At 59.6% G+C, this 12239-nt stretch carries 8 protein-coding genes; 6 read left to right on the forward strand and 2 right to left on the reverse strand.

The window, feature by feature from the left end; translation table 11 throughout:
* On the reverse strand, positions 1 to 245 hold a 245-nt coding region (locus ACRQEG_RS09205; RefSeq protein WP_435733864.1), incomplete at its 3' end, for a hypothetical protein.
* Between the two features lie 37 nt (positions 246 to 282).
* Here ACRQEG_RS09205 and ACRQEG_RS09210 point away from each other — a divergent pair.
* The 6 genes from ACRQEG_RS09210 to ACRQEG_RS09235 all read left to right on the forward strand — a co-directional run bounded on the left by ACRQEG_RS09210 (position 283) and on the right by ACRQEG_RS09235 (position 11258).
* Positions 283 to 2127 (forward strand): hypothetical protein, encoded by a 1845-nt coding sequence (locus tag ACRQEG_RS09210; RefSeq protein ID WP_284905818.1) that lies wholly within the window; start codon positions 283 to 285, stop codon positions 2125 to 2127.
* Between the two features lie 13 nt (positions 2128 to 2140).
* Positions 2141 to 3172 carry a transglycosylase SLT domain-containing protein gene (locus ACRQEG_RS09215; protein ID WP_284905819.1) on the forward strand — a complete coding sequence of 344 codons (1032 nt, stop codon included), beginning with the start codon at positions 2141 to 2143 and terminating at the stop codon, positions 3170 to 3172.
* Complete coding sequence (locus ACRQEG_RS09220) at positions 3172 to 3726, forward strand: hypothetical protein (protein WP_274733751.1); 555 nt, start codon at positions 3172 to 3174, stop codon at positions 3724 to 3726. The genes ACRQEG_RS09215 and ACRQEG_RS09220 overlap by 1 nt, the downstream gene beginning before the upstream one ends.
* A 188-nt stretch (positions 3727 to 3914) precedes the next feature.
* Positions 3915 to 4190, forward strand: a complete 276-nt coding sequence (locus ACRQEG_RS09225) for a hypothetical protein (RefSeq protein WP_274733749.1) — start codon at positions 3915 to 3917, stop codon at positions 4188 to 4190.
* Between the two features lie 190 nt (positions 4191 to 4380).
* On the forward strand, positions 4381 to 5046 hold the full coding sequence (locus ACRQEG_RS09230; protein ID WP_284905821.1) for a hypothetical protein: 666 nt from the start codon (positions 4381 to 4383) through the stop codon (positions 5044 to 5046).
* A gap of 113 nt (positions 5047 to 5159) precedes the next feature.
* Entirely contained in the window at positions 5160 to 11258 is a 6099-nt protein-coding gene (locus ACRQEG_RS09235) for a helicase-like domain-containing protein (RefSeq protein WP_284905822.1), read from the forward strand.
* A 78-nt stretch (positions 11259 to 11336) separates the two neighbouring features.
* Here the strand turns inward: ACRQEG_RS09235 and ACRQEG_RS09240 are convergent, their stop codons facing one another.
* Complete coding sequence (locus ACRQEG_RS09240; protein WP_284905823.1) at positions 11337 to 11681, reverse strand: hypothetical protein; 345 nt, start codon at positions 11679 to 11681, stop codon at positions 11337 to 11339.
* Positions 11682 to 12239 lie beyond the last annotated feature (558 nt).

A 12239-nucleotide genomic window follows, 5' to 3' on the forward strand; every position in this document is an offset into this window, starting at 1 on the left:
CCAGCCGTGCCAGCCGTGCCAGCCGTGCCAGCCGTGCCAGCCGTGCCAGCCGTGCCAGCCGTGCCAGCCGTGCCAGCAGTGCCAGCCGTGCCAGCCGTGCCAGCCGTGCCAGCCGTGCCAGCCGTGCCAGCCGTGCCAGCCCTGCCAGCCGTGCCAGCCCTGCCAGCACCGCCGGCCGATGCGGCCATGGGGGAGGGTGCATCGTCGTCAGAAGTCCCAGTACACTCGGAAACTACTGATGCCACTCCGCCCGCCCCTGTGGGCACGTTAGAAGATGGGCGTTTGCGTCTCCTTGAGCGGGAATACGCCAGCCTGCTCCTAGAAAAGCGAGCTTTGGAGACAGAGTGTGAAACCCTTAGAAACTCCCACGCCATTGACGAGCATGAGAGCGATTATTTAGTTGCTCAGCTTGATGGTCTGCAAGCCAGCCTTGAGAGTGCTCAGCGTGCAGCAACACAAGCCGAAGAACAACGCGACGGCCTTGAGTTAGAGGTTCGTCAGGTCCGTCAAGAATACTCAGACCTCCAAGCCGCCTATGCGAGCGAGCGCACTGTGTGGGAAGAACAAGTAGCCGCACATAACCTTGCTTTACAGCAGGCCCAGGCCGCTAGCTCGGCACTAGAAACCGAACTAGCCGCGGCGCGTAATGAACTGGACGCGGCACAACTGCGGGTAGGTGAACTTGAAGAACAAAACCGAGCCTTACAGCAATCGCTTGGCGATGCCGAGGTGACCCGTGAAGCCCTCACTGCCTGCCAGCAAGATCTAGCCCAAGCAAAAGAAGAAAACGAGAAACTCAAGACCGCCAACAGTGGTCTTGCGGGGCAGCTTGAGCAAGCCCAAGTCCAGGTATCGGTACTTTCGAGGCGGCTTGAAGAAGAGACCACCCGGGCAAAGGCGCTAGAAACCCAACAAGGAGAAGGCCGTGAGAAATTGAGCGATGCTCTCTTCCAACTCAAGCAAACCCAAACCGCACTGGTAGAGAAAACCACGGCCCTCCAACAGGCCGAGCAAGACCTGGCCACAGAGCGAGACGCGCACGCAGCCGAACGCCAAGAGTTAGAAGCGCTTCGGCGTGAGATAGAGGAAGGTACGCAAGAGGGTGAACAGGCTGAGGCTATGCGTCTTGAGCTTGCACAAGCCCGTGAAGAACAAACCCGACTCAGTCAGGTGTTAGACGAGCGCGTCGAATACGCACAGACGCTTGAGGCGGATAAAGACCGCTTGAAGCGCGAACGCAACACGGTGGCTGGTCAGGTGCGGGATCTACACACGGAGCTTACGGCTGCTGAGCTTGCCCTCGAGAAAGCCAAAATGCGAGAAGCAGAGCAAACCCGCATTCTTGAAGACTTACGGGCAGAAAACCAGCGCTTGAGCAATCAACTCCGCTCGGCACGCCTAACGGACACGGTGAGTTTGCCGGTGGTTCAGCGCCCACCCACCACCCCACCGGCGGAAGAAAACGCTACTTCCGGTGATGACAAGGAGGGCGACAGACGCTCCCGTGTCCTAAAATTCTTGGCTGCGATTGTTGCTTTGGTCTTGGCGTTAGCGGCTGGATACCTCGCACACCTCCTCCTAACCAGCACCGACGATGTGGCCGATCCTTCCCCAGTCGTGCCTAGTGTTACGGCAACGCCGCACCCGCGGAGCACTCCGTCCGAAGCGCCTTCGCCAGCCTTGCCGGCAACGCCAGCCGTGCCAGCGCCGCCAGCAGATACAGCACCCCCGCCGCCCCCGGTGAGCGAGGGCGGGAGCGCGCCTCAAGGCGGGCATGAAGAGCCAGTAGAGCGTCAACCGGGCTACCAGCCTCCAGTAGAGGAAGTGCCCGCGCCCGTACCCGCGCCTGAACCGGCACCGGTCCCGGAGCCGGCCTTCGTCACCGACCTCTCCGCCGGCGCTACTTCTAGCGGGCGTTCGGTCACCATCAGCGCGAACGTGAGCACGACCGGCGCGGTCCCGGTCTCGGTCTACGCGACCGTCGGCGGACGCTCCCTATCACTCGGATCCCAAACCGTCGCCGGTAGTGGCTCCTTCGAAGCCAGCATCACTATGGAACCTGGCACCTATTCGTGGTCTGTGAGCGCTGACGGGCTTGTGAATTCCGGGACAATCACCGTCTACTAAGAGGAGCCTTTTCGTGAAAAGCACTATCTATATAGGCGCAGCCGCACTCCTTGCCTTGCTTGCCCCGCTCATGATTATCCTGCTGGGCGGCGATAGCAAAGGCAGCGCGAGCCTTACTGGGGCTGCGAGTAATATCCCACCCGAATACGCCGCCGTGGTCGCACGCGCCGGTGGTATCTGTGAAGGCATCACCCCGGCTTTGCTTGCGGCGCAGATTGAAGCCGAATCAGCCTGGAACCCGAGCGCGGTATCTAGCGCGGGTGCCCTTGGTATCGCGCAATTCATGCCAACCACCTGGGCAGGCGCTGGTAAAGATGGCGACGGGGACGGAGTCGCCGATGTCAACAACCCGCAAGATGCTATCTGGAGCCAGGGGCATTATATGTGTGACCTCCTTGCCAGCGCGCGGGGCCTTGTGGAAGGAGGCCATGCGAAAGGTGATCCCGTCGATCTCGCCCTGGCCGCATACAACGCCGGCCTGGGCGCTGTCCAGTCGTTTGGTGGTATCCCGCCCTACCCGGAAACCATGAACTACGTAGAGAAAATCAAGAATCTAGCGGTGACCCGCTACGCACCCGCCGCTGCGGGTGGCTCAAACGCAAGCGTTGTTGCTTGGGCTATCTCCCAACGCGGCAAACCCTACCGCGGGGAAGGCAGCGGGGCGTGCGGGAGCATGGGACCCGATTGTTTCGATTGCTGCGGGCTAGTGTGGGCCGCATATAAGAACGGACGCGGCATTGACCTACCCATGTCTATCCCTGGTGAGACACCGGCCCGGCGTAAATGCGAAAACGCACTCTACAGCGCCACCCAGTTTGGTGGCACTTATGTGCCCGCCGACGTCGTACATCTCCAGCCCGGCGACATCCTCGCTTTCCAATCAACAAGCGTCGACCCCGATGTTGATTACATCACGCATGTCGCGCTCTATATCGGTAATGGCGAATTTATTGACGCAGCCCCAGGATACGGTGTGAATACCTACCCACTCGGGTGGGGAGAAGCCTCCGACCGCATGTTCCCGCAAGCACTAAGGATCCCATAATGACAACACAAAACAGAACCATCGGTTTATTTGCGACGCTGGTGCTTGTGGTGGCCGCTGGCTGCACCCACCCCGAACCAGACACAGCACCGACCATGCCCGCTCCGGCGTCGCCGGCCGCAATGATGCCACGCTGCCTCACAAACGCACCGACCGTCAACGAGGCGGATGCGGAAAGCGTCGCTGACACCGTCGCGCTCTTGCTTTCATGCCAAGACTCCCGAACCGATACCAGCCCGCTCGACGCTTATAAGCGTGCGAGTCCCTATCTCACTGAGTCTCTCCAACCCAGCGAAGAAGCACAGGTGCGTGGGGGAGCGGCCTGGGAAACCCTCAAAACAAACGACGCATACACAAGCGTTGCCGTCGAGCCACTGTGGGGACAAACCCCACCAGCCGCAGCCGTCGATGTCGCTTATGCCGACCGCCAAGTAACCATCACCCCGACGAGCGAGAGCAGCTGGAAAGGAAACCCCACGACGGCGTTCTACAACTTCCGCCTTGTCAAAGACAGGGAAGTATGGCGAGTTGGAGCTATTGCAACCACGAAATAGCAGGTAGGAGCAACCCCACAAGCCTATTGTAGTATAGTATCACAACCAGCCTTGGGGAGAGGGGAAATAGAAAAATGAGCCAATCAACCAACACCTACCCGCCACTACCGCCAGACCTGGCATACGGGTACCCGACCTACGACGCCAGCGTCTACATTCCAGAGCCAGCCCGCCCGAGGAGCCGAATCATGCGCACGTTTTCGTGGATTCGGCGCCACTACCGCACCGGCTTCCTGTTTACTGGAATATTGTTCGCGATCATGGCGCCTTTCTCCATGCCCGACCAGTACGGGTCGAGCTGGGGATGGTACTTCGTGTTCTTTTTCCTTGTATTCGGCTACCAGATTTACATGCACGGCATCTTCTTCGGGATTTTGCGGGGGATTATGTGGACCATCCTGTTCCCCATCCTGATCATCCTCATGTTCACGCCACTCATTGCAGCCGCGGCCCGCAACCCCTAAAACGGAAAAGCCGGTGTGCTTTGCACACGCACTAACTAGTGACCCCAAAAAACAATTCCCGGGTAGCGCCCGGGAGGATGGAGACACTTAGCTATGGTGCGACGCACAGTTGTTTCGAGTGGGCAAGAAGCCCTCTTCGACCTGACCTTCTACCTCAACACGACAACCACTACTCCTCAAGGAGACTCTCATGGGCAAGGAAACCCGCCAGAATCTGGAAGCGAACGTCAACGAAGCGATGCTGGAGACACAGAACACGCTCGAGCAGGCGCTCTTAGCGGCCTACCCGCCAGCCAGCGAGAACTGGGTCGATCAAGTAGCGGCCCGGCAGACGGCAGCAGCGACAGCCCGGATGGAAGCAGCATACGAGCGGGCAGCGATCATGGACGCTTACGAGGAGGAGGAATCCTTGGCGATTTGGAAGAGTCAGGACCTTCCCGAACCCTTGCCGACAATCCTCGCCAACGAATGGATGACTCAATACTGGGATATGTCGGACTGGACACTACGCGGGGATCAGCTGGAGGACCCGGAAGCGATAGCCGAGATGAGAGCCGAAATGATCGAGCAGGCCGAGATGCGGGTCGAGGAAGCGGCTCGCGATTGGTTGAACCGCCTAGTCGACGAGGTGATGGGCTTCGAGTCCAAAGAACTCCAAGCGACATTCACCCTGGCCTACCTCAAGGACGCATTCAAGAATCAACACGAGATGAACGACCTCGACCCGTTCATCCTGAGCTGGGAAGCGGTGGAGAAAGTCTTGATAGAACAAGCACCGTTCTACCTGAAAACCGAGTATTACCATCCCCAACCCTGGGCGGTCGAGCTGAAAGAAGCCGGCCTGCTTACCAACTAACCAACCAGCCTAGTCCGCGCGGTGAGAAAGCCCGGATAGAAGCGAACCTCGCCGCGCTAAGCCTCCTTACCCAACTAGAAGATCGCACCCCGAGTAGCTCCGAGCAGGAGGTGTTGGCGCGGTTTTCCGGGTGGGGAGGCCTCTCCACGCTTTTCGATACTCGTACCGACACTTACAAGCACGAACGCGAAGCTTTACAAGCCCTCATAGACGAAGACTCCTATAAGAGGGCGTTACAGTCCACAGCGAATGCCCACTACACCAACCCGACCATCGCCCGCACTTTGTGGGGCGCGCTGAGCAACCTCGGGCTGGTAGAGGGCGCGCGGGTGGTGGAACCCGGCTGCGGTGTTGGGATGTTCATCGGCACCGCGCCAGCAGCGGTGCGGATGGTGGGTGTTGAGATCGACCCGACCCCTGCCGCTATCGCCGCCAGGCTCTACCCCAACGCCGACATACGAGCACAGTCTTATACGGACACTGACCTTGACGAAGGCGGTTATTTCGACGCGGCTATCGGGAACGTTCCCTTCGGTAATTACCGCCCGTATGACCCGGTCTATAACCCCGGTGGCCACACCGTCCACAACTACTTTGTGAGTAAAGCGCTAGCGCAGGTGCGGCCCGGTGGCATCGTCGCCGTATTAACGTCGCGCTACACGATGGACTCGAAGAACCCGGGAGTGCGGCGCGAACTCTACGCTAGGGCCGACCTTGTGGGTGCTGTCCGTTTGCCGGCCGGCACGCATGAGGCAATGGCCGGCACTGATGTCGTCTCCGACATCTTGATCTTCCGGCGGCGGGAAAAAGGCGAAGAACCTCAGCCTTTCGATTGGGAATACACCCACCCACTCACTATTGGTGCGGGTGAGTTTCCTGTGAATGAATACTTCCACACCCACGCGGAGCATGTCTTGGGGGAGTGGGAAGAAACCACCAACCAATACGGCCCGGCGCTTAGCGTGAGTGGGAATATAGATGCGCTGGAGGGGCAACTTGCCACCACCCTCGCCACAATCACCTCCCAAGCAAGGGAGGCCGGTCTTGTATTCGCCCCACGACAAGACGCTTACGAGGGTGAGATTGAGTTGCGCCCGGTCGACCAGGAAAAGCTCGGCCGCATCACCAAGACCGAGGCTGGGTTCGAGCGCTACACCGCAAGTGGTAACAAGCCTGTGAAGGTTGCGAAAAACGCTACCGCTCAACTCACGACGTTGCTTGATTTGCGTGACCAAGTGCGGGCGCTGGTGGAGTTTGAGTCCCAAACCCAGGAAAACCCACCCACACTCACCCAAGCGCGCAACCGCCTCAAAGCCGCATATGAAGCGTATGTGGCCAAGTATGGTCCACTCAACTCCCAGCGGGAGCGTTGGTATACGGACCGGAAAACCGGGGAAGAAAAACTCTCCTGGGTTGACGTACCTGCGGTGCGGGTCTTCCGCTCTGACCCGGACGCGGCCTTGACCATGGCTATTGAAGTTTTCGATAAAGACGCCCGCACGGCACGCCCGGCCGGGATCCTTGAGCGCCGCCAAATCGGCATCACCTTCAAACCCCTGGGTGCCGATACTATCGAAGACGGCTTGGCTATCTGCATGGTTGAGAAAGGCCGAGTCGACACCGAATACATTGGCTATCTCACCGGCTTGGCCGATGAGGAAGTCACGGCCGGCTTGCGCGAGCATACCTTCTTCGACCCAGAGACTGGCGAGCTGGTAGAGCGCAGCGCTTATCTGTCGGGCAATATCCACGCCAAGGTGGTGGCCGCCCAAGACGCACTCGAAACCGATGCCCGCATGAGCGAGAATATCGCGGCTCTCAAGGCTGTCATGCCCGAACCACTCGCCCTATCGGATATCGAGATCAGCCCGGGGGCGCCGTGGATAAGCGTAGCCGACCACCACGCCTTCTACTCCGAGGTCGTCATGGGGTGGCACCAACAGCGCGTCGGGCAGGTTGGCTATAACCCGGTTACCGGTGCTTGGAAAGCCGTCCAGGACGGCTACCAGCCTTCCGCAAAGGCCCGCCGCATATGGAACACGGAACGCCGTAGCGGCACTCAGATTTTTGAGGCGCTTCTCAATCACACCCCTATCACGGTGAAATCTAAAACCATTGACGGTGAAGAATTCATCGACCGCGCCGAAACCGCCTCCGTCGCCCAGAAAATGGACGATATGGCCACCGCTTTCACCGAATGGGCCTGGGCAGACGGCGAGCGCGCCGCACGGCTCGAGGCCCGCTACAACGAGATGTTCAATTCATATCTGCCCCGCGACTACACAGGCATGGGCGAAAAACTCACCCTCCCGGGTCTGGCGAAAGACATCACCCCGTATTCACATCAACGCTCTGGCGTGGCACGCATGATCTACCAAGAATCCGTCGGGCTATTCCACCAGGTCGGGGCAGGCAAGACAAAGACCATGATTATGGGGGCGATGGAACTAAGGCGCCTCGGACTCATCCACAAACCCGTCATCACGGTGCCAGCGAACGTGCTTTACCAGTTTGCCTCGGAGTTTCAGCAAACCTACCCCGCAGCGCGTGTGCTCACCGCTACCTCGGATGATCTGACCAAAAGCGGGCGGCGCGAGTTCGTTGCGAAAGTCGCCACCAACGACTGGGATGCCGTCGTCATGACCCACGAGCAATTCAAGGCATTGGGCTGCTCAAATAAGACCCAAGCAGAATACATCGAGGCGCGCATTGATGAGCTGGAAGAAGCGATTAAGGCCAGCGATTCTTCCTCCACAATCAACGAAATGACCAACCAAATCAACTCGCTGGAAGGTACCTTGAAAAAGGCACTCGATCACCCCACCGACCCCGGTATCTCGTTTGAGGAAACCGGCATCGACTACATCATCGCCGACGAAGCACACCGCTACAAAAACCTCAAAATCATCACGAAACTTGAGGGTATCGGTACCGGCGACGGTAATGCCTACACGGCCGATTTGGACATGAAACTCCACTATCTGAGAGCCAAGAATCCGGGTGGGAGGATTTGCACCCTCGCCACTGCCACCCCCATCTCCAACTCCCTGGCCGAAGCACATACCATGATGCGATACCTCGCACCTAGCGTGCTCAAAGACGCCGGTATCGAGCCTTTCGACGCGTTCGCGGCGACCTTCACCCGCTCGGAACGCAAAGCTGAAATCTCACCCTCCGGGGGATTCCGCATGCGTACCCGCATCTCACGCTTCCACAACCTCCCCGAATTCCTGAGCCTGTGGGGTATCGCCGCCGACGTCAAAACATCGGCCGAACTCTCCCTCAACATCCCCCTGCTTGCGCCAAACGCGGATGGTGAGCGCGCCCCGCAAATCGTCTCCATCGACGGCGGAGAAAACATGAAAGCCTTCATGGACGATATCGCGAGGCGTGCTGATCGCATTGCCGCGGGGAGCAGCGGCAACGACAATATGCTCGCCTTGAGTACTGACGGGAGGCTTGGTGCGCTTGACCTTCGGCTGCGCGGCCGCGAACCTATCGACCACCCCGTCAGCGAAGTTGCCGCCCGTAACATCTACCGGATCTGGGAACAGACTAAAGACAACCGCTATAGCGGCATCGATGGTGAAGAATCCGCTATCCCGGGGGCGTTGCAGCTGGTCTTCTGCGACTACGACACACCCAAGCCTGGGTGGAATACTTACGATGCGCTCCGAAGCGAACTCTATGAGCTGGGTCTGCCGGAAGGCTCGGTGCGGTTCATCCACGAAGCACCCAATAATGCAGCAAAAGAAGAATTGTTCCGGGATTGCCGTGAGGGGAGGGTTGCGGTTTTGATTGGCTCAACCCAAAAAATGGGCACGGGTACGAACGTCCAAAAACGCTGCATCGCCACCCACCATCTTGACGTGCCGTGGCGGCCGACCGACATTACCCAGCGCGACGGACGTATGGTCCGCCAAGGCAATGAAAACCCGGAAGTCTACAATTATAGGTATGTGGTGACGGGTTCGTTTGCTGCCTATATGTGGCAGACGAATGAGCGTAAGGCGCGCTCGATCGCGCAGATCATGACCAACAAGACTGGTACGCGCTCTGTCGAGGATGTTTCGCCGGAGGAGATGGAGGCCGGGCGTGCGAAAGCAATCGCTACCGGAAACCCGCTCCTGCTCGAGAAATGCGAAGTGGACGCAACCCTGCAAAAATACAAGGCCCTGCACTCGTCTTGGCAGAGGACTCGTAACCGGGCCATCGACGACACCCGCACCCTCGACCTGCGCATTCGGGCGAGCGAGAAAACCATCGCCACGTTGGATCACCTCCAGGGCTACATACGTGATACGAGCGGGGATCGGTTCTCGATCCGTATCGACCTAGGCACCTTTACGGAGCGGACCGCGGCCGCCCAGGCCCTCTCACGGGCCGTCTCCGCACGCATATCGCCCTACATCATCGAGAACGTACGCCGCACGGGCGGCACGTATTCCGTGCCCCGGGGCGTGAGAATAGAACTCGGTGGCATCGAACTTGATATCGCCCGCGTTGAGGCCGACAGCCGCCTAGGCACGGTCTCCGATGTCTCTATCATCTTCACACCCGTGGACCTGAAAGAAGTGCGGTATGGGCCACGGGCCGGTATCCCGCTCTCTATCTTGCAGCGCGGCCAAAGTGGTCTCATCCAACGCCTAGAAAACCTCGTCGCTGGACTTCCCCAGCGTCTCGAGGAAGAAAAAGAAAACCTCGAGTTCCTACGGGAAGAAGCCCAAAGCGCCCAAGAACTCTCCACCAAAGCCTTCCCACACGAGGCAGAGTACGCGGCCGTGCGTACCCGTTCGAAAGAAATCACTCTTGCCCTCGAAGACCAAGGAGACACCAAAGCCCACCGCGAACAAGAGGCGCGTTTCCGGGAAGGCATTAAATATGAGGAACACGAGGGATTCTTCGAGGGGCTAGCCGGCTGGCCGCGTATCCCCCTCCCACCCAAACCAACCCCGATAGACACTATCGAGAATTGGAAAACCCTCCCGGCCGTCGCTAGATATGAGTCACGCGAATACACCTGGGAGGTGTTGGGGATTGTTGCCGGCAACCAAAACGGCCAAGCCCTCACGCGCCTAACAAGCAACGCGCAAACACACCTGTTTGTCGCGGACCTTCTCGAGCTGGAAGCCATGGCCGACCCACTCACCCACGCACCGGGCACGGTGGCGCAGCCACTCGTCCACCGCACCCCACTCGACGAGGGCCAAGGGGAAAGTAAAACGCTAGCGGCCACCGATAACCACAGCGAGCAAAGAGAGCTAAGCGATGCGGTGGAGGTGACTGGCGACGTCGCCGATCATGTAGACGACGAACAGCCAGCGGCCACGATACGACCGAGCATCCCTACTCTCTACGACGGTGTCGAGCGCAGCGCGCTCACTGAGGCCGCGCCCGGTGTATTCATTGCGAAGTACGGTGAGAGCGTCGTTACTTTCCTTGACGAAGAACGCAACGAGCAAGTCGGCTTTCCGTATCATAGGATCTTCCCTGAACCCGGCGAACCCGCCTTGTATGCCTACCCAGACCTGGATATTGAGCACACCGGCAACATTGCGGGGAGCGGGCAAGTCGCCCGTGCCTTGCTCCTCGACTCGCGCCAAGACGCCGCCTATCTCGACGAGGTAGCGCCCGGGTGGAGCGCCGACGTCGATGCACAAACCGAACCCGTGGCGCGTGATCTTGAGACCGCAGACGCGGATGACGTCACCAGTGAGGAGAGCGTGAACGTGCGGTATGTTCCACCTATCTACCGGGGTGAAACACCCGAGCGCGTGGAGGTGCTTGCCCCGGGTATTGAAACCGCAACCTATGAGAGCGCGGGAACGATAGTGTTCCTTGATCCTGAGGTGGATGCGCTCCTTCCGAGCCGTTTTCGCGCGTCCTTGTTTGCGTATCCCGGATCCGAAACAAGCGCTGCTTACCGTGAAGACCGACCACGCGAAGCACAGCTACGTGGCAGTGCACAACTGGTGCGCGCACTCTTGTTAGGCAGTAGGGAAGACGCACGCTACTGTCACCAAATTGACCCGGCATGGACCGACGACGCGGCGAGTGTGCGGGCCGAGTATCGGGCGTATTGCGCGGCGAACTATAAGCGCCAAGCGGCCGCTCCGATCTTCACTGCGGTGAGCCGAGCGGTAAACGCAGCACGCACTCTTAGCGCGCGTGAAGCAAGCGATCCGCGCGAGCACGGCAACGCACTCATGTAACTATCGCGTTGCTAAAACGCGAGACGGGCGGGACACCCACATGCACGGGGTCCCGCCCGCCGTGCATTTCGCAACGAACTACATCGCGCCACCTTGTTCGCTACTTGTTTGCTCCACGTTGTGCGCGTCTGCGCTCGCACTAGTCGTGCGTTTGGCGCGCGGCTTTTTACGCGGTTGAACCGGCGCAGTTAGCCCATAGTTTTTTAATTCGCGCTCACTCCACCCGGACTTCAAAGCCTGCGTCCACGCACCCCGATACTCACCCTCAAGCACGCGCAAGCGCGCCGCTATTTCTTGCAAACGCACACCTGCCCCAAGGCGCTTGGTGAAGCGTTCTTGCTCGGCCGCACGCAACGCCTCCACCTCTTTACTCGCGCATCCAGCGCTGCTTGTCATCGCGTTAGCGTCCATGTTTTCGTCCACGAAAATTCTCCTTACATCACTGCGCCGCTCTTTTTTGCGGTGCTACTAACTAGGGGGCTTTGCACGCACACGACCCCGACAAGAAACTTGGCAACAATTCGCACTGCCCACGCCACGCGTTACCCTTCCCCTGGCTGTTTGCGGGTGGGGTGAGGCTCTGCCTCACACTCCGCCAGGGGCACCCGTGCCCCTGGACCTCCGAGGCCCGTGCCAACAAAGTTGGCACGGATGAGAACGCGCCACCCGGCCCCTCTGCACACCCAATCCACCACCCGCCCAACCACACCCAGCGGCCCCGCAGGCGCGCGCCCAGGGCGCGCGCAAATCGGAGCGCCCGGCCGCTACGCGGCCACCCGCCCCGGCCAACCCGCTCAGCGCTGCGCGTAACCTCCACGCCACGAGTGGCGTGGAGCAAGCTAAAGATTCGTGTGCACGAATCAGCTTGAGGGGCTATACTAGCCACAAGGCCCAAGCAGAGTTCCGCGCGCGGCCGCCCCGTCCATTACTCACGCGTACTGCCCGTAGCCGCTCACACGAAGCCGCCCGCGCCCGACCTGC

The organism is Actinotignum stranguriae (assembly GCF_051265215.1).
GTDB classification, from domain to species: Bacteria; Actinomycetota; Actinomycetes; order Actinomycetales; family Actinomycetaceae; genus Actinotignum; species Actinotignum schaalii_C.